Source organism: Clostridium thermosuccinogenes, assembly GCF_002896855.1.
Classification (GTDB): domain Bacteria; phylum Bacillota; class Clostridia; order Acetivibrionales; family DSM-5807; genus Pseudoclostridium; species Pseudoclostridium thermosuccinogenes.
This window is the reverse complement of the sequence record NZ_CP021850.1, coordinates 3,150,888-3,170,030: the sequence shown is the minus strand read 5'-3', so window position 1 is coordinate 3,170,030 and position 19,143 is coordinate 3,150,888. Positions and strand designations below refer to the sequence as shown.

The window sequence follows — 19,143 nt, the reverse complement described above, 5'->3', positions numbered from 1 at the left end:
CACAACCTCATAATTACTGAATTGGTGGATAGGTAGAATTACACTCCATTGTTATGCTGTCAATGAGTCTTTACCTTCCAGTCTAAATCCATAACCTGCACTGTCTGGATAAACAAATATGTTTTGAATTGCTCCTTAGCATCCGAATGATGGTGTCAGGCATTAACCAAATAAACCTATAATGAAGGAGGTATTACAATTGGCAACAAAGCTGCAACTGATTACGGAGCTTTCGGAAAAGACGGCAAAAGATGTTGTCAAAAGACCTTGCAACTGGACATCCTTTCTGAAAACAGCCGCCTGGAACTATAAATATCCGTTTCAAGATCAATTGCTAATTTTTGCCCAGCGCCCTGATGCAACAGCCTGTGCTCCCATTGAAATATGGAATGAGAAGTTCGGCAGATGGGTAAACCGGGGTGCGAAAGGCATTGCCCTCATCAATGACAGCGGAAGCCGTTTAAGCCTTCGTCATGTGTTTGATGTATCGGATACTAACAGCCGGTATAACCGTCCGGTTGTCCTTTGGTCATTAAGGGAAGAATATTCTGAAGATGTGACAGAAACGCTGGAAAATGCTTTTGGTGATCTTAAGGACAAAAGTAATGTACCCGCAGCGCTTATTTCAGCAGCTTTCAACGCTGTTGAAGATAATTTCCCTGATTACCTCTCTGACCTGATGTACAGCAGGGAAAACAGCTTTCTCGAAGAACTGGACGATCTTAATGTTGAAGTCATCTTTAAAAATGCACTTAGAAATTCTGTAGCATATATGCTTTTAGTCCGTTGCGGCTATCCTGCCGATGAATTTTTCAGCTTTGATGATTTTCAGAGCATTATTAATTTCAACACCCTCAAAACAATATCCGGATTAGGTGCTGCAACAAGCGATATTTCAGAAATGATTTTAAAGGAAATCAGTGCAACAGTAAAAAGTATTCAGAGAACAGAAAGAAATCAAAACCGTACATTTGCAAAAAGCCAGGACATACGACACAATAAAAGTGAAGATAACAGGGTTGAAAGGAAGGATGATCATGGAGTTGACATACACAATGCAGGGCGATTATCTAATACCGGATCTGGCGCTGCAGGAGGAAGAGATACACATCGGCAAATATGGGATGTTGCGCAGGACATTCCTGAAAAATCACAGGAAAGGAACATACGCCAGCCTGATGATGTCGGGGAAATTGAACAGCCATCTGATGGAAATCGACCGGATAGCGAAGGAACGAATAGAGACGATCACGACGAAACTTCTGGAGAACAATCCGGCACCGGACAAAGCGATAGATCCGATGGGCTGGACGGGACACATGAACAACCTGCGGCACTCAGCGGAAGAATCGGTACTGACGGAGCTGGTTTACAGCTAAACCTTTTTCCTACAGTAGAGCAGCAAATTGAAACCATAGAACAGGCGGAGGACAAAAAAACCTCCGCTTTTTCTATTTCACAGGAAGAAATCGATCATTTGCTTTGCAGCGGTACAGGTTTTCAGGATGGAAAGTACCGTGTATACCTGCATTATCAGGAACTGCACAGTACAAAAGAAACCATTGATTTTCTAAAGCATGAATATGGAATTGGCGGCGGTACCTATATTTTCATCGATGGAACCAGAGGAAACCAATGGCATGACGGAAAAGGGATTTCCCTTAGCAAAAGCGACAGCTTTATAACAAACCCTGAAATAAGACTATCATGGAATCAGGTTGCAAAACGACTTGGTGAACTGATTGCTGCGGACAGGTATTTAAACAGCAAGGAAAAGGAGCGCCTTCCTGTAGTGCAGCAGGAAATGGAAGAACAACGGCGGAAGCTTGCCGAGGAAGCGTATGCGCGGCAAACCCTGAACCGGGAACCTACACCTGCGGAACCTGAGCTAACTGTATCTAAAGATACGGCTAATTATGTCTTCCACCTTGGAGATACGGTGTACATAGGTGCGGAGGAATATGAGATCTTATCATTTAACAATAATTCGGTAGAGCTTCGTGATGTAGACTGTCCCCTGTTCACTAAACAATTTCAGCGTGAAACCTTTGAGGAAATGCTTAGAGATAACCCTCTGAATGATCATCTTCTTATGCAGGAGGAAATAACGGAGCAGCCGACTGTACTTAAAGCGGAAAAACTGTCCCCTCGCGACATCTACCAGACATACCTGCCCGAAATCATCAACAAGATACGAAACGATGAGATTTACCACTACCTGCGGGACAGGGATACCGATCCGGACAGTGCAAAATTGGAGCTTGATACTGCAATCGACCGCATTGTTCACTCTATGAGAGAGATGCATCCGGACTTTTACGAAGCTTACACCAACCTGCCTCAGTTTAAGGAATGGTTTAGCGAGGATGTATTCCAGCGGACATACCAGGACTATCTTACGGAAGAAAGGGATAGTGTAACCATTCATGCGGATGACCCTAACGCACCGGAATGGGTAAAGCAAACCGGGGATGTAACCATCACCCGTGAGGGAGATACCTTCACCATTGAACTTGAAAAAGGAAAAGAAGGTAAAAAGCAGTATGTGGAATTTGACCTGGAGCTTGAGCTTCCGGAGGGTCAGAAAGAGAAAAAGGAACCTGCCGAAAAAGAAATAACTGTAGGTATGGAAATTTTCATTGAGGACAGGCGTTTTTTTATTGATGCCATTAACGAAGAGACCGGAACAGTCAGCCTGCGGGATATCACTTTTCAGCAAAGCACAGGTTTCCCAATTTTCCGTAGAGAGAGCATCGAGTTTGTAAGGAGCATTTTGGAGCAGACAGAAGAATTTGAAGAGCGAAAGACAAAGAATGGTAAAGCTTCAAAACCCAGTGTTGGTTACGCACACGCAAAACCAAAACAGGAGCGTATCAACTTTCATATCACGGATGATGAGCTGGGGCATGGGGGTCAAAAGACTAAATATGCCTGGAATGTTGCTGCTATCAGACTTTTATATAAGCTTGAAGAAGAGAACCGGCTTGCGACACCGGAAGAACAGGAAGTTCTGTCCCGGTATGTAGGATGGGGTGGTTTGCCACAAGTCTTTGATGAAAAAAACAGCCAATGGGCAAAGGAATACACTGAGCTGAAGGATCTGCTTGACGCAGATGAATATGCTTCCGCAAGAGCCTCCACATTGAACGCCCATTATACTTCCCCCACTGTCATCAAAGCCATGTATGCTTGTCTGGAAAACATGGGCTTTCAGACGGGCAACATTTTAGAGCCTGCCTGCGGTATCGGCAACTTTTTTGGGCTTATCCCCGACAGGATGAAAAAATCTAAACTGTACGGTATTGAACTGGATAGTATTTCAGGTAGGATTGCAAAACAGCTTTATCAGCAGGCAAACATTGCAGTACAAGGTTTTGAGGAAACGAATCTGCCTGACAGCTTTTTCGACCTTGCCATTGGAAACGTACCTTTTGGCAGTTATGGAGTGGCTGACAAAAAATATGATAAATATAAGTTTCTTATCCATGACTACTTTTTTGCGAAAACACTGGATAAGGTACGGCCTGGAGGCATCATCGCATTTATTACTTCCAAGGGTACAATGGATAAGCAGAATCCGGAAGTCCGTAAATATATAGCGCAGAGGGCTGAACTTTTGGGTGCTGTACGCCTTCCAAACAACGCTTTTCTTGCGAATGCCGGCACTGAAGTAACGGCCGACATCATATTCCTGCAAAAGCGCGATCGAGTGATTGATATTGAACCGGATTGGGTAAACCTCTCTACAACTCAGGACGGCATTCCTATTAACCGCTACTTTGCAGATAACCCTGATATGGTGCTGGGAACGATGGCATATGATAACAGGATGTATGGCAACGCCAGTGAAACCACCTGTATGCCTTATGAGAATGATGATCTTGCAGAACTTCTACGTGAAGCGTTGGAGAATATCCATGCGGAAATCACCGAATATGAGCCAGACGAAATAGTTGAGGAAGAAGATGCCTCCATTCCGGCAGATCCTAATGTGCGTAATTTTAGTTATACCGTTGTGGATGGCGAGATTTACTACCGGGAAAACAGCCGGATGAACAAGGTGGAAGTTTCAGTTACGGCAGCAAACCGTATAAAAGGTATGATTGCCATTAGAGATTGTGTCCGGGAACTTATTGAATACCAAACTGAAGACTATAGCGATGATGTTATACATGAACAGCAGCGCAAGCTGAATAAGTTGTATGATGAATTTACTGCAAAATACGGACTTTTAAGCAGCCGCGGCAACAACATGGCCTTTTCGGATGATTCTTCCTACTGCTTGCTTTGTTCCCTTGAAATTCTGGACGAAGATGGCAATCTGGAACGTAAGGCTGACATGTTCACCAAACGCACTATCCGGCAGCGAGCTGTTGTTACCCATGTAGACACTGCAACTGAGGCATTAGCGATCTCCATAGCGGAAAAAGCCTGCGTGGATATTGGCTTTATGCAAAGCCTTACCGGTCTTTCAGAGGAACAGCTTATAAAGGACCTGGAAGGTGTTATATTCCGCAATCCTGAAAAGCTGGACAGTGAAGGAAAGCCGGTATTTGAAACCTCCGATGCCTATCTTTCCGGTAATGTACGGGAAAAGCTTAAAACCGCCAGGCAGTTTGCCGAAATGCAGCCCGATCTTTACAGCATAAATGTTGCAGCACTTGAAAAGATACAACCAAAGGACTTAAGTGCGTCTGAAATCGATGTCCGGCTGGGTGCCACATGGCTTCCTCCGGATGTAATAAAGGATTTTATATTTGAGCTTTTGGAAACCCCATATATGTACAGGCGATATATTGATGTTTTCTATTCATCTTATACCGCCAACTGGAACATCAAGGGTAAAAACGACGACCGCAGCGGCAATATCAGGGCAGTAATGACCTATGGTACCAGCCGCATTAACGCCTATAAGATTATTGAAGAAACTTTGAACCTCAAGGATGTACGGGTTTTTGATACGGTTTATGAGGACGGTGTGGAAAAGCGTGTTCTGAACAAAAAGGAAACCGCGATCGCTCAACAGAAGCAGGAAGCCATTAAAGAAGCATTTCAAAGCTGGATATGGAAAGATCCCGGCCGCAGGGAACGCCTGACACGAATTTACAATGACCGTTTTAATTCTGTCCGTCCTCGTGAATATGATGGCAGCCACATCCGGTTTACAGGAATGAACCCGGAAATCACCCTGCGTAAGCACCAGGTGGATGCAGTAGCGCACATACTGTATGGAGGTAATACACTGTTAGCTCACTGTGTAGGTGCAGGCAAGACATATGAAATGGCAGCTGCAGCGATGGAAAGCAAGCATCTGGGACTATGCCAGAAAAGCATGTTTGTTGTTCCAAACCACCTTACCGAGCAATGGGCAGCTGAATTTTTGCAGCTCTACCCTTCCGCTAATATCTTAGTGGCAACGAAAAAGGACTTTGAAACTAAAAACCGTAAGAAATTTTGTGCCCGTATTGCTACCGGCGACTATGATGCTGTAATTATCGGTCACAGCCAGTTTGAGAAAATACCGATTTCGGTCGAAAGACAAAAAAAGTTGCTTGAAGAACAGATTGATGAGATCACCAACGGCATCCGCGAACTTAAAGAAGAACGCGGAGAGCGCTTCGCTATCAAGCAGCTTGAAAAGACTAAAAAGACATTGAAGCTAAAGCTGGATAAACTTAATGATACCAGCCGAAAAGATGATGTAGTCACCTTTGAGGAATTAGGAGTTGACCGGCTGTTTGTGGATGAAGCTGACTTCTACAAGAACCTGTTTCTTTATACAAAGATGCGTAATGTGGCTGGTTTATCCCAGACTGAGGCGCAAAAATCATCCGACTTGTTTATGAAATGCCGCTACCTTGATGAACTGACTGAAGGGCGCGGCATTATTTTTGCGACCGGAACACCTATCAGCAATTCCATTACAGAGATGTACACCATGCAAAGATATTTGCAGTATGAGACCTTACGTAAGAACGGACTTCAACACTTTGACTGCTGGGCAAGTACGTTTGGGGAGACGGTAACTGCTATAGAGCTTGCACCGGAAGGTACGGGATATCGAGCGAAAACAAGGTTCGCACGATTCTATAACCTGCCGGAGCTTATGAACATGTTCAAAGAAATTGCGGATATAAAAACTGCTGATATGTTAAATCTTCCTGTGCCAAAAGCCAATTACTGCAATATCGCTGTAAAGCCAAGCGAATTCCAGCAAGATATGGTAGCTGAGCTTGCTGTTCGAGCTGAACGGGTACGTGCCAAGGAGGTAGAGCCATACGAGGATAATATGCTCAAAATAACCAATGATGGCCGTAAACTGGCACTTGACCAAAGACTAGCTAATTCTGCACTTCCTGACCATGAAGAAAGCAAGGTAAATGCCTGTGTGGAGAATATATTCCGTATTTGGCAGGAGAATAGTGATGATAAGTTGACACAGCTTGTATTCTGTGATTTATCCACGCCGAAGAATGACGGAAATTTTAACGTCTATGATGATATTAGACAAAAACTTATAGAACGTGGTGTTCCTGCTGATGAGATTGCTTTCATTCACGATGCCAACACTGCAATCAGGAAAAAGGAACTGTATGCAAAAGTACGAAAAGGGCAGGTACGAGTCCTGTTAGGTTCTACATTTAAGATGGGCGCAGGAACCAATGTGCAGGATCGCCTGATTGCACTGCATGACCTGGATTGTCCATGGCGGCCAAGGGATTTGGAACAGCGTTCCGGACGTATTGTCCGGCAGGGCAACAAAAATGATGAAGTGTATATCTTTCGGTATGTAACCGAGAATACCTTTGATGCTTATCTCTACCAGATACTTGAGAACAAGCAGCGTTTCATATCACAGATTATGACTTCGAAGTCTCCAGTGCGTTCTGCCGAGGACATTGATGAAACAGCACTCTCTTATGCCGAGGTGAAGGCGCTGGCTACAGGCAACCCGTACATAAAAGAAAAGATGGATCTGGATATTCAGGTTTCCAAGTTGAAATTACTGAAAGCCAATCATCTGAGCCAGAAATATGCATTGGAAGATAGACTGTTAAAGTATTTTCCCCAACAAATCAAATCCACAAAGGAACGCATAGCAGGCTATGAAAAAGACCTTGCTTTGTACAGGCAGCAAAGTGAATTAGAACATGCAGTGGAAAGTTCAGAGGACAGCAAATTTGCTGGTATGTCTGTGAAAGGTATTTACTATACCGAAAAAGCAAAAGCAGGCGCAGCCATACTGGAAGCCTGCAAGCAGATGACTTCCCCGGAACCGCAGGAATTAGGCAGCTACATGGGCTTTCCGATGTTGTTTTCCTTTGACAGTTTCAATAAGCAGTACCAAATTACTTTGAGGGGTTCTATGAGCCATACGGTTACACTGGGCACAGACATCTATGGTAATATTACACGGCTCAATAACATTCTTGCTGAAATCCCGAAGAAGCTTGAATATTGCAAAGAGCAGTTAAAAACTCTCCACCAGCAGATGGAAACAGCAAGACAGCAGGTTGATGTCCCTTTTGAAAAGGAAGAAGAGCTGCAAAGAAAGTCTGCACGACTTGCAGAGCTGAATATTTTACTCAATATGGATAAGCATGAAAATGAAGTGCTGGACGTTGAACCAGACGAGGATATGGATGCACCTGAGAAAAAGAGTATGGGCTATGAAAGGTGAGGTGGTGACTGATGCCCTATGTAACACCGGAGCAGATTGAACGTGCAAAGCAAATGGATCTGCTGACTTATCTGCAACATTACGAACCTCAGGAGTTGGTACGCTTCTCCGGTAATGTTTATACTACCCGTACACATGATAGCTTGAAGATTAGCAATGGAAAATGGTACTGGTGGTCGCGTAATATCGGCGGGCGTTCTGCATTGGATTATTTGATTAAAGTGCGGGGTATGTCATTCCCGGAAGCTGTAATTCAGATAGACGGACAGGCGGTTGTCATACCGCCTGTTTTAACAATGTCACAGAAATCCGTTGAGCATAAGAGACTGCTTTTGCCGGAGAAAAACGTAAACAATGACCGTGTGATTGCTTATCTCAGGGGACGTGGCATCCATAGAGAAATAATTGATTACTGCATCCAGACTAACCGGCTATATGAGAGCCGTGATTATCACAATGCAGTATTTGTAGGTTTCGATCAGCACGGTATTCCCCGGTATGGTACACTTCGGGGCACATCGAGTAGAAGGTTTATGGGAGAAGTGAACGGAAGCGATAAGCATTTCTCCTTTTCTATCCCGGCTAGGAATGAATGCAGCAAACTGCACCTGTTTGAAAGCGCTATTGATTTATTATCGTATTGTACTTTGGAATTACTCTCCGGCAGAGATTGGCGTCAGGATAATTACCTATCTCTTGCAGGAATTTATATGCCGAAGAAAATTATTGAAGAAAGCACCCTGCCTGCTGCACTCACGCAATACTTAAAGAACTCTCCAAAAATCAATGAGATAACCCTTCATTTGGATAACGATACAGCCGGAAGACTGGCAGCAAAAACGATTCAGACCATTTTACCATCCATATATATGGTTTCTGACGAGCCACCTAAACATGGGAAAGATTATAATGATTATTTGAAATTTAAAATGAGGTCGCAATGTCCACAAGAATATGTAAGATAACACCAAGATAAAACAATTGTTAATTGATATCATAGCATGAAAGGAGTATAATATGATTAGAATGTTACTACAAGGAGTTGATACCGTGCAGATTAAACCATCCGCAAGTATCCGGCAAAACTATAATGAAATTGCAGCTTTGTGTAAGTCCACTGGAGAACCTGTTTTTCTCACCAAGAACGGCGAGGGCGATCTCGTGGTTATGGATATAGAGGCTTTTACACGCCGAGAAAAAATGCTGAAGCTAAGAGAAGAATTGTTGGCTGTTGAGGAAGACCGCTTGGCTGGCCGTGCCGGTGTTACCCCAGATGAATTGGATAGCTATCTCGAAAGCATAATTGACGAGGTGGAAAATGGAAAAGAAGGTTCAGTATAAGATTATTGTTTCCGACCGTGCCCGTCAAATGCTGGCGGGTCACGTACGTTTTTTAGCACAGAAAAGCCCTACTGCTGCACGTAAAGCAAAAAACGATCTTATGAATGCTATTCGCTCTCTTTCTATAATGCCTGAACGATTCCCATTTCTTACTGCAGAATTTATTCCACTAAATAAGTATCATAAGATGTTTGTTGAAAAATATTATCTGGTTTTGTATCAAATTAAGGATCAGACAGTGTTTGTTGATTACATTGTGGATTGTAGGCAGGATTATGGGTGGCTGGTGCGGTAGATTTTATCGTTGTTAGTGTAAAAATAGGAAACTGCGAAATAAAGAAAAAATGAGGTCGAAGAATGAAAGATTATATAATTAGAGTACTGGATGTTTGGGAAAAGATAAAAACAGTGGATTTAGTTTTGGGTATTGCTTTAATCGGTATTTTTCTTATCATAGTAATTTCAAAATCAAGAGCCAGAAGAACTTTATTAATAGATATTCCTAACATTACCTTTAATTTATATAAGACAGCAATTTTTCAAAACAAAATAATAGGAACGGTATTCCTTCTGATATTAATATCTTCTACTATAATCGTATATTTTCTTACCCAGTCAATTACTACAACCGCATTGTTTCTTATAATGCCATTTAAAACCATCTTGAAGGAACTTAAAACAATAACTGATAAATCCATAGCTAAGGTATTTACAAAAATATTCTGGGACTTTGAAAAAAGCTTTTTAGGGTATTCTATTACATATTATTTAGTACTCTTAAAGCTACCGACTGAATTAAAGCAAATTATTTTATATGGATACGATAACTTCAAAGAAGAAGTAATGAATGGGGATTTAGATATTATAATTCTGCTTGCTTTATTGTCTGTTGTAGTTTCTTTATTAATCTCGATGTTTATTACAGAAATTAAGCGTTTTACTATGATTGAACAAGATATTATTATGATTAATAGAAAAAGCAAATATAGGGGGTTGAGTAAAACACAGATTTATAGGGTTGTCGTTGGAACCAGCTATTTTAAAAATGTGAAAATTAAAGTAGAAGTCTTAAGGGTTATAGCAGGGTTCAATAAATATGATTTCAAGGATTTTAAGAGGCTATTAAAATCATCCATGCGATTATATTCATTCTTAAGAGTAAAGGAATCCGACAGAATGCAATTCCTTAATTTTCTTAATAAATTTCTGCATTGTTGTGATCAATACGATACATGTAAGGACGCAGTAAAACAAATAAAAAAAGGTTCAAGACAAAAGGCTATTAACCTGATGAACTCAATTGATGAATTCTGGGACAAGGAATGTATGCAGTACATTTGCTATAATAAAAAGCTTGAATGTTTGACCGCTTTGTTAAAGGCAGTTCAGAATTAAGGCATTACTGAAATTTGTTCATATTCTAATGACTAGCAACTTTACTATGATATATAAGTGATAATTCAAAGTTAAAGTATCCATAGAACCTGTTTGGCTTAATAAACTTACGGTGAACCGTATCACAAGTAATTATTTGTTTATCTAACTGCCCTTTATCAATATGTTTGGATCATAATAAAGTTGAAAGGCGTTGAAAAATCAGCGTCTTTTTTCTTTGCCCAAAATTCAAGAAAGGAGGCTTTGTTTTATGATGAAAACCTATCAAGTGGAAATCAAAGAAACCCTTTGCATGACAGTTGAAATCGAGGCGGAAAATGAGCAACAGGCCGAAGAAAAAGTTAGGCAGGCGTACAGAAATGAAGAATACATCCTTGATTCAGAACACTTTGCCGGTGTGGAATTTACCACTAAAGAAAAAGAGATGGAAGAACGGTTTAGGAAGCAGAGACGGCATGAACATGAGCGATGACAGCTCTTATTTTTCGGCAGGTAATCTAATACCTACCGTAAGTATTTCAACATAAGACAGGTGTCTTATGTTGTAGCAAGCACTGAATTTTGTCTCCCAAAATTCGCTTGTTAAGGGGATACCCCCTAATACCCCTGCAAAATTGTAATAGAAAGTGTGGTGATAACTATAGGAGCATTTTTGTTAGGCATTTTTATTGGCGGCATTGTCGGCGTCGCTTTTATGTGCTTTTTCCAGATCAACATCCCATATGAAAGGGATGAGGATAAGATTTCAGCAGAAAGGAGTGGAAACGTTGAGAAAACGTAGTATTCGTGTTCAAGTGTGGCTGAACAAAGAAGAAAAGACGAAGCTGGAAGCCAGCGCAAAGAAAGCAGGACTATCACAGGAAACCTATTTGCGTGCACTTATCAACGGCTATGTACCAAAGGAACTTCCGCCTCCCGATTATTACGCTGTAATGAAAGAACTTCACGCTATTGGCAGCAACTTAAACCAGATTGCTGCAAGGGCAAATGCTATAGGGCATATTGACCGCACAACATTTCAGTATGAAGCCAACCGGCTCCGAAAAGCCGTGCTGGATATACAGACGGCAGTTACTTCGCCGGAAAGGAGAGTCGAAAATGGATAGAATGCTTGATAAGCAGGAAAAACTGATGCGTCGGATCGAAAGGAATTTTGCAGACTACAAAGCGTCAGTTTTGAAGCTCGATAAACAGAGTATTTTTGATAAAGCTGCTGAAATTGCAGCTGTTAAGCGTGTTGTGCATTATATGACCAATATTCACGGATATTATGAAAGAGATATTGATTATCTTCTGAAATTTCAAAACCCATTGAAGCTCGTTGCTGACCGCTATCAGGTAAATACCCGTGCATATTTGCATGATGTTGTTGCCAGAGTGTGTGATACTCAGGACATGACAGGTGAGTATCCCTTTAGGCCGGCGATAAGGGAAAAAGAGCTGGTGCGGTAATCTATGGCGACCACAGCGATATGGGATGTTACAGACCGCCTTGACAGAGTAATCGACTATACTACAAATCCGGATAAAACAGAGAACCTTGATTTTAACAGTTCTGATTTTCGAGGTCTTCAGGAGGTACTAAAATATACCGTACAGGACGTAAAGACTGAGAAGCAGTTTTATGTTACCGGTATCAACTGTTATCCTGAAACTGCCTGTACGCAGATGTCCAAGACTAAACTACAATTCCAGAAAACGGACGGTATTCTTGCCTTTCACGGTTATCAGTCATTCGCGCCTGGGGAAGCTACTCCTGAAACTGCTCATGTTATTGGTGTAAAAATGGCACAGGAGTTATGGGGTGACCGTTTTGAGGTGGTTGTTTCCACCCATCTTGATAAAAATCATCTCCATAATCATTTTGTACTTAACTCTGTTTCCTTTAAAGATGGCAAACGGTATTACGATAATAAGACTACCTACTCCCTTATGCGACAAACCTCCGACCGGTTGTGCCGGGAATACTCCCTGTCTGTCATTGAAAACCCGCAGCGGGGCAAATCCAGGCACTATGCTGAATGGAAGGCTGAACAGGAAAGTAAACCTACCTGGCGTGGCCTTATTCGTGAAGATGTAGACAAGGCGATTGATGAATCTATGACTTTTACACAGTTTATTGCTAACCTTCGCAAACAGGGATACGAGGTAAAAACCGGTGTGAAATACATGGCAGTGCGTCCGCAGGGAAAGGAACGCTTTGTTCGATTAAAAACTCTGGGCGAGGATTACACTGAGGAAGTTATTAAGGAAAGGATACTCCATAACCGCACACCGAAAAGGCCACAAATCCTGCCTGAACCAAAACGAAAACTTTATACCATACGAGGCGGTATGAAACTAAAAAATAAAAGAAAACTCTCAGGATTGCAAGCTCTCTATTTTCACTATCTTTACAAAATGGGTATCCTACCGAAACAACATGTGTCCAGGAAAAGGATGCATTTTTTATTACGCGAGGATCTCCAGCACATGGAGGAACTAACTGCTCAAACAAGGCTTTTATGTAGCAATAACATTGAAAACAAAGAGCAGCTTCTTGACTTTCAGAATGGGCTTAACCAGGAAATATTAACCTTATTGGATTCTCGTAAATCTCTCTACCATCGACTACGGCGGTGTAAAGATGATTCGCAGAAAACAGAGTACAAAGAACAGATTGCAGGGCTTTCAAAGAAGTTGTCACTGCTTCGAAGGGAGGTGAAGCTTTGTGAGGGTATTCTAAGCCGCTCTGAAGATATGAAGCAGAAATTGCTTCAGGTCAGACAGGAGGAAACTCATCATAGAAAGGAGGAAAAGGAATATGAACAGTGGAGCCGACGCAGCGGATCAAATCGTCAATATGAGTCTTAAAGGAATCGAGGTAATGGCGAAAATTTCCGGTGAAGGTGCAAAAAATCTTGCCACTTATTTGTATGCTGTATTGAAAGACCAGAAAAGGACAAAGGGTAAAATCCGCCTGGAAAGCTTATTACGCAGTGGCAAAGAATTAAAGGTCTTTGCTGTACGCAATGTTGACTTGAAAAAGTTTTGTCAGGAGGCTAAGCGCTATGGCGTTCTTTATTGTGCCCTGCGGGATAAAAAAAGTTTGGACGGTATGTGTGACATCATGGTACGGGCAGAGGATGCATCAAAAATCAACCGTATTGTAGAGCGCTTCAAGCTGGCTACCGTAGATACAGCAAATATCAAAAATGAAATTGAGAAAAGCAAGGCGGCCAAAGAATCACAAAAAGCACCGGCAGTAAAAGAAACACCTGCCGAAAAAAGTACGGATGCTTTTATCGACGAGCTTATGGCAAAGCCAGACCAGGTAGAACCGGTTATTGAATCAGCCGACAACCCAAACCCCACAACGGCGACGACGGAGAAATCCCGTCCGTCCGAGCCTATCTTAGATCACGAAGGGAAAGCCGCCGAGGGTATTATTGAGCCGGCGAAAAAATCAGTACGCGAAGAACTGCGAGAAATCAAAGCTGCTCGAAAGGAACAGGCGGAACCTAAACGTGAATCAACAAAAGAACAGCCGCAGGCAGCAAAGCAAAATACCAGGGCAAATAAGCCGCAGCCTAAATCAGATAAACCGAAATCGAAAGCGAGGTAAACTACTATGGGAAGCTTTGATGATCTTTTCCAGCATGGAAATGAACAGCCTGTAACCCGGAATAGCAAGCCCTTTGATAAAGAGGCATGGAAAAAACAGAAACAGGAACAGCGGGAAATGGTATATTCCATGATCGAAAATACAGTGGAAGATGTGGCACGGGATGGTGTGAAATTTCAAAGCTACCTGGATGTGCAAAGCCGTTTTGACCACTATAGCGTGGCAAATGCTCTTTTAATTCTTGCACAAAAGCCTGATGCTACCCGCATTGCGGATTTTGACACATGGAAGGAACAAGGTGCCTACATTCGCAAGAAGGAAACCGGCTTTTACATTTTAGAGCCCGGTGATGAATATCGGTGTGACGATGGTACTGTCGGTATCAGCTATAACCTGAAAAAGATGTTTGACATTTCACAGACTGGAAACAGCCGCAAACGGGAAACACCTACCTATCCCGACGACCGCACCCGCATCAAGGCGTTGATGGATCATGCACCTGTGCCCATTTGTATCAGTGATATACTGCCGGAGGGTACAAATGCCCTGTACCAGCCGGATACACGTGAAATCCAGATCAGAAAAGGCATGGATGCGGGCAGTATTTTCCGAGCCCTTTCCCAGGAACTTGCCCATGCAGAAATGGATACTGGTGATGGCAGGTACCGCCGAACAGATCACACCTTTCACGCTTATTGCGTGTCCTATATACTCTGCAAACAATATGGAGTGGATACGAGCGGTTACAGCTTCGATCGTACTCCCCAGGTGCTGGATGGAATGAGTGCGAAAGAAATTCGAGCCGAGCTCTCGGTAATAAGGGAAACTGCAGGTGAAATTTCCGGCAGAATGAAACGGATGATTGCGCAGTATCGGCAGCAAAAACGGCAGGAGCCGGAACATTAGGAGGAATGGCCTATGAAAGAAGAAAGGGTGCTTACCCTTGATAATTATGAGTATGGCGTCGTGGTAAATGCTTTGAATGAGCTTAGAAATGACCTTATTAAAGATGATAAACCCACTGATGCCGTAGATGAACTGCTGTTAAAAACTATTGACGCCCCAACAAGAAAACAGAAACGCAGGAGTTATAATGAGGCACGATGAAACCGCAAGGAGCAACCTGATACTCTTTGCGTTTTTTTTAATTCCGGTCGTATGGGCGGCATTATTAACCGCCCCTTCTCTTTCCGGAGGACTTCCCGAAATTCTTGCCAATCTTACGTCGGCAATGAACAATCCATTTCATATTCAATGGGTAGAAGATACACCCAGGTGCATACTGCTGTTCATAGCCGCTTATGGTATGGGCATCGGGATTTATATGTCTACCAAACGTAATTACCGGCGTAGGGAGGAACACGGCAGTGCGCGTTGGGGCGGCGCTGCGGCTGTCAATAAAAAATACCGGGATAAAGTACCACATAAAAATAAAATCCTGACACGGAATGTCAGCATAGGATTTGACGGAAGAAAACACAGGCGCAACTTAAATGTTATGGTGGTGGGCGGCTCCGGCTCCGGTAAGACCCGGTTTTATGCTAAACCTAATGTCATGCAGGCCAATACCTCTTTTGTTATTCTTGACCCAAAAGGTGAAATTCTGAGGGATACAGGGAACCTGTTAAAAGCTAAAGGCTACGAAATAAAGGTGCTGGATTTAATCAATATGAATCTGTCCCACTGTTACAATCCTTTTGAATATCTCAGAGATGACAAGGATGTATTAAAGCTTGTAACAAATTTAATAAGAAACACTACACCAAAAGGCAGCAACACCAACGACCCATTTTGGGAGCGTTCCGAAACTGCATTGCTTGAAGCGCTTATCCTCTATCTTCTTTATGAAGCACCTAAGGATGAACAGAACTTTCCCATGGTCATGGAAATGATTGCTGCCGCAGAAGTTCGGGAGGATGACGAAACTTATCAAAGCCCACTTGACGAACTGTTTGAGCGGTTGGAAATGCGGGAACCGGAGCATCTGGCTGTCAAACAGTACAACATTTTTAAGCTTGCCGCAGGAAAAACCGCCAAATCCATTCTAATCGGTTTGGGTGTCCGCTTAGAAAAGTTTAACCTGACTACACTTGCAGGAATCACAACGGTTGACGAAATGGAGCTATCATCTATTGGAGAGAGAAAGACGGCACTCTTTGCTGTGATACCCGATAACGACAGCAGTTTCAACTTTATAGTCGGTATGCTCTATACTCAGCTTTTTCAAAGCCTTATGTATATAGCTGATTATAAATATGGAGGGCGGTTGCCTGTCCACGTCCATTTTGTTATGGATGAGTTTGCGAATGTTGCCTTGCCGGATGAATTTGATAAGTTGCTGTCTACCATGCGATCAAGGGAAATATCGGTATCCATCATACTGCAAAACCTGGCACAGTTAAAAGCCTTGTTCAAGGATACCTGGGAATCCATTGTGGGTAACTGCGACGAGTTTTTGTATCTGGGCGGTAACGAGCAATCCACTCACAAGTACGTGTCTGAACTTTTGGGTAAAGAAACAATTGACACCAATACTTACGGGATGAGTAAAGGCAGAAACGGAAGCTACTCTACTAATTACCAGTTGTCTGGAAGAGAGCTTCTAACTCCCGATGAAGTACGGATGCTGGATAACCGTTACTCCCTTTTATTCATTCGGGGTGAGCGGGCAGTAATGGATGAAAAATACGATATTTTAAAACACCCAAATTTAATGCTGACAGTTGACGGAGGCGCTGAACCCTACCGGCATGGTAGTACTAAAAACGCTTTGGACTGGAAATCTGTGACATTAAACGATGGAAGTGATTACGAGCTTCTTTCCGAGGAAGAACTCGAAATAGTTATTCAATCTTAGAATACAAATCAGGAGGTATGAATATTTATGAAAATTTCAATGAAAACCAAAAAGTCAATCGCGATTTACTGTGTATTGGTACTGATGATTACTCTTTTTGCCGTACCTGTCTACGCTGCAAATGATCCTCTAACCGTTGTCAATAATTTATCGGATTTTATATTTGGACTGATCCGTGCTATCGGATTAATCCTGCTGGGCTTTGGCATTGTGCAGATCGGCCTTTCTCTGAAATCCCACGACCCTTCCCAGAGAGCTAACGGATTTCTTACCCTTGCAGGCGGTGTAATTATTACCTTTGCGAAAGAAATCCTATCTCTCATTACAGGAGGTTGATTGCAGTGTTCAATGAATACCCGATAAACGAAAAAATGCACATTCATTCACTCAATGGTGAGCTACGGGAAGCTACCATCCTAAAACGATTGGGTGACAACGATTATCTTGCTGAATATAACGGTGTTAAATGCCATGCAATCTACAACCCATTCGTCAATAAATTTTATGTAGATGACAAGTATGGCATTATCAAGGACAAATTGTCCTGCAGGGATGAACCATGCAGATAATTATTAAAGGAAAGGTAGGCCCGCGCTTTATGCGCGGGTTTTGCCTCGGAAATGAGGTGAATCTATTATGTCCAGTGGAAATTGGGTAATCGATAATTTAAATAACGCGCTTCAAACATGGAATGATAAGATGTCTGAGATCTGGCTGCTCGTAACTCAATCTCCCACAGAATTCAAAGGCGGCGGTATCTGGAATGTTATTGTGAATATCCACGGAGCACTGCAGGCTACCGGCCTTGCCTTACTTGTACTATTTTTCGTCATTGGTGTGGTTAAGACATGCGGCAGCTTTGCTGAGGTTAAAAAGCCGGAACATGCATTAAAGCTGTTTATAAGGTTTGCCCTGGCTAAAGGAGTTGTAACCTACGGACTGGAACTGATGATGGCGCTGTTCAACATTGTGCAGGGAATTATCTCTACCATAATAAACAGCTCAGGATTGGGTTCGGCCACACAAACTGTTCTGCCAAACACAATCGTTCAGGCTATTGAAGATTGTGGTTTTTTTGCAAGCATACCACTGTGGGCAGTGACACTCATCGGTGGACTGTTCATAACAGTGCTTTCCTTCATTATGATTCTGTCGGTATACGGCAGGTTCTTTAAACTTTATTTATATACTGCTATTGCTCCTGTTCCCCTGGCCTCTTTTGCAGGAGAGCCAAGCCAGAGTATAGGTAAAGCCTTCCTGAAAGGATATGCTGCTGTATGTCTGGAAGGAGCTATCATTATCCTTGCGTGTGTCATATTTTCCGTTTTCGCTTCATCTCCGCCAGTGGTGGATACGGGTGTCAGCGCTGTAACGATGGTATGGTCTTACATAGGGGAACTTATTTTTAACATGCTGGTACTTGTAGGAGCTGTAAAAATGGCAGACCGTGTTGTACGGGAGATGATGGGATTGTAAGGTATGCCGGGTATTACAGTCAGGTAACCCTATAAATCCTTGAACTGAACACCATCCCCATAAACAACAGGCTGACCTGTTCTTGGATCCAGCAAATCCCCATGTTCGTTAAACTGAATTTTGTCAAGAGGCACACCCATATCTCTTGCTCGTTGGATTTGCCATGCAACATCATCTTCAAAGTATTTCTCGTCACGTCTGCGCTGTATCGCCTTTATAAGCGATACAATCCAGCTAATAACTGTCAGACCAAGCAGCGAGAAAAGAATGATGAATGCTAAAGTTTCATTTTCTCCAGCCCACTTGTTCATCACGGTACTGAACAGCAGCAAGCAAAGAAAGGGAAGTGCCTGCCGGGTTTTTCCGGCCACTTTAAATATAAAAGAGAGAATGAGCAATCCTGCCGTAAGGCAAAGGGAAATAACCGCCGCGATTGGCATAGTGAAATTTCCTTTCCATGCAATCTGTATATTTACATTATCACATATGAAAGAAATAAATGGAAGGATGCGACAAATTATATGCTATTTTATCTCCTGCTCTAAATCAGTAAACAGATCGCTGTCAAAAAAATCCCTTATACTTATACCAAGCCCGTCACACAATTTTTTTATAGTGGCAATTCCAGCATTATATGTAGTACCCTTTACAATATCATTTACAGTAGATTGTGTAACACCTGAAATATTGCTGAGAGCGTTAATGGTTAAATTCCTTTCCTTGCACAACTCTTCAATTCGTTTAATTACTGCTTGAGAAATATTCATTCTATCACCTCGTAAACGTTAT

At 42.4% G+C, this 19,143-nt stretch carries 19 protein-coding genes; 17 read left to right on the top strand and 2 right to left on the bottom strand.

What is annotated here, in order from left to right:
• Window positions 1-199: 199 nt before the first annotated feature.
• The 17 genes from CDO33_RS21710 (at window position 200) to CDO33_RS13930 (ending at window position 18,354) form a co-directional block, all read left to right on the top strand.
• The gene (locus CDO33_RS21710; protein ID WP_117433632.1) at window positions 200-7,681 is read left to right on the top strand and encodes a DEAD/DEAH box helicase family protein; all 7,482 of its coding nucleotides are present in this window, start codon (window positions 200-202) and stop codon (window positions 7,679-7,681) included.
• Window positions 7,682-7,692: 11 nt separating this feature from the next.
• Complete coding sequence (locus tag CDO33_RS14000) at window positions 7,693-8,646, top strand: DUF3991 and TOPRIM domain-containing protein (protein WP_103080946.1); 954 nt, start codon at window positions 7,693-7,695, stop codon at window positions 8,644-8,646.
• 85 nt (window positions 8,647-8,731) lie between these two features.
• Window positions 8,732-9,022 carry a type II toxin-antitoxin system prevent-host-death family antitoxin gene (locus tag CDO33_RS13995; RefSeq protein ID WP_103080947.1) on the top strand — a complete coding sequence of 97 codons (291 nt, stop codon included), beginning with the start codon at window positions 8,732-8,734 and terminating at the stop codon, window positions 9,020-9,022.
• The gene (locus CDO33_RS13990; RefSeq protein ID WP_103080948.1) at window positions 9,000-9,317 is read left to right on the top strand and encodes a type II toxin-antitoxin system RelE/ParE family toxin; all 318 of its coding nucleotides are present in this window, start codon (window positions 9,000-9,002) and stop codon (window positions 9,315-9,317) included. The genes CDO33_RS13995 and CDO33_RS13990 overlap by 23 nt, the downstream gene beginning before the upstream one ends.
• A 62-nt stretch (window positions 9,318-9,379) precedes the next feature.
• Window positions 9,380-10,417 carry a hypothetical protein gene (locus tag CDO33_RS13985; RefSeq protein ID WP_103080949.1) on the top strand — a complete coding sequence of 346 codons (1,038 nt, stop codon included), beginning with the start codon at window positions 9,380-9,382 and terminating at the stop codon, window positions 10,415-10,417.
• A 250-nt stretch (window positions 10,418-10,667) separates the two neighbouring features.
• Window positions 10,668-10,889, top strand: coding sequence for a DpnD/PcfM family protein (locus CDO33_RS13980; RefSeq protein ID WP_202849487.1), 222 nt, complete (start codon window positions 10,668-10,670; stop codon window positions 10,887-10,889).
• Window positions 10,890-11,069: 180 nt separating this feature from the next.
• Window positions 11,070-11,198 (top strand): hypothetical protein, encoded by a 129-nt coding sequence (locus tag CDO33_RS21500; RefSeq protein ID WP_274540236.1) that lies wholly within the window; start codon window positions 11,070-11,072, stop codon window positions 11,196-11,198.
• Window positions 11,176-11,523 carry a plasmid mobilization protein gene (locus CDO33_RS13975; protein ID WP_242974865.1) on the top strand — a complete coding sequence of 116 codons (348 nt, stop codon included), beginning with the start codon at window positions 11,176-11,178 and terminating at the stop codon, window positions 11,521-11,523. Before CDO33_RS21500 ends, CDO33_RS13975 begins: the two co-directional genes overlap by 23 nt.
• Window positions 11,516-11,869, top strand: coding sequence for a hypothetical protein (locus CDO33_RS13970; RefSeq protein WP_103080951.1), 354 nt, complete (start codon window positions 11,516-11,518; stop codon window positions 11,867-11,869). Before CDO33_RS13975 ends, CDO33_RS13970 begins: the two co-directional genes overlap by 8 nt.
• Before the next feature lie 3 nt (window positions 11,870-11,872).
• The gene (locus tag CDO33_RS13965) at window positions 11,873-13,270 is read left to right on the top strand and encodes a relaxase/mobilization nuclease domain-containing protein (RefSeq protein WP_103080952.1); all 1,398 of its coding nucleotides are present in this window, start codon (window positions 11,873-11,875) and stop codon (window positions 13,268-13,270) included.
• Window positions 13,221-14,021: a PcfB family protein gene (locus CDO33_RS13960; protein WP_103080953.1), complete on the top strand. Its 801-nt coding sequence runs from the start codon at window positions 13,221-13,223 to the stop codon at window positions 14,019-14,021. Before CDO33_RS13965 ends, CDO33_RS13960 begins: the two co-directional genes overlap by 50 nt.
• Before the next feature lie 6 nt (window positions 14,022-14,027).
• Window positions 14,028-14,927: an ArdC-like ssDNA-binding domain-containing protein gene (locus CDO33_RS13955; protein ID WP_103080954.1), complete on the top strand. Its 900-nt coding sequence runs from the start codon at window positions 14,028-14,030 to the stop codon at window positions 14,925-14,927.
• A gap of 12 nt (window positions 14,928-14,939) precedes the next feature.
• Window positions 14,940-15,128: a hypothetical protein gene (locus tag CDO33_RS13950; protein WP_069194744.1), complete on the top strand. Its 189-nt coding sequence runs from the start codon at window positions 14,940-14,942 to the stop codon at window positions 15,126-15,128.
• The gene (locus tag CDO33_RS13945; protein ID WP_103080955.1) at window positions 15,115-16,878 is read left to right on the top strand and encodes a VirD4-like conjugal transfer protein, CD1115 family; all 1,764 of its coding nucleotides are present in this window, start codon (window positions 15,115-15,117) and stop codon (window positions 16,876-16,878) included. Before CDO33_RS13950 ends, CDO33_RS13945 begins: the two co-directional genes overlap by 14 nt.
• 27 nt (window positions 16,879-16,905) lie before the next feature.
• Window positions 16,906-17,214 carry a glutamyl-tRNA amidotransferase gene (locus CDO33_RS13940; protein WP_103080956.1) on the top strand — a complete coding sequence of 103 codons (309 nt, stop codon included), beginning with the start codon at window positions 16,906-16,908 and terminating at the stop codon, window positions 17,212-17,214.
• Between the two features lie 5 nt (window positions 17,215-17,219).
• Window positions 17,220-17,447, top strand: coding sequence for a hypothetical protein (locus CDO33_RS13935; RefSeq protein ID WP_103080957.1), 228 nt, complete (start codon window positions 17,220-17,222; stop codon window positions 17,445-17,447).
• Between the two features lie 67 nt (window positions 17,448-17,514).
• Entirely contained in the window at window positions 17,515-18,354 is an 840-nt protein-coding gene (locus tag CDO33_RS13930) for a VirB6/TrbL-like conjugal transfer protein, CD1112 family (RefSeq protein ID WP_103080958.1), read from the top strand.
• 29 nt (window positions 18,355-18,383) lie between these two features.
• Here CDO33_RS13930 and CDO33_RS13925 read toward each other — a convergent pair whose 3' ends face one another.
• Window positions 18,384-18,794: a hypothetical protein gene (locus tag CDO33_RS13925; protein ID WP_192875002.1), complete on the bottom strand. Its 411-nt coding sequence runs from the start codon at window positions 18,792-18,794 to the stop codon at window positions 18,384-18,386.
• Between the two features lie 84 nt (window positions 18,795-18,878).
• Window positions 18,879-19,121 carry a helix-turn-helix domain-containing protein gene (locus CDO33_RS13920; protein WP_103080959.1) on the bottom strand — a complete coding sequence of 81 codons (243 nt, stop codon included), beginning with the start codon at window positions 19,119-19,121 and terminating at the stop codon, window positions 18,879-18,881.
• Window positions 19,122-19,143: the final 22 nt, after the last annotated feature.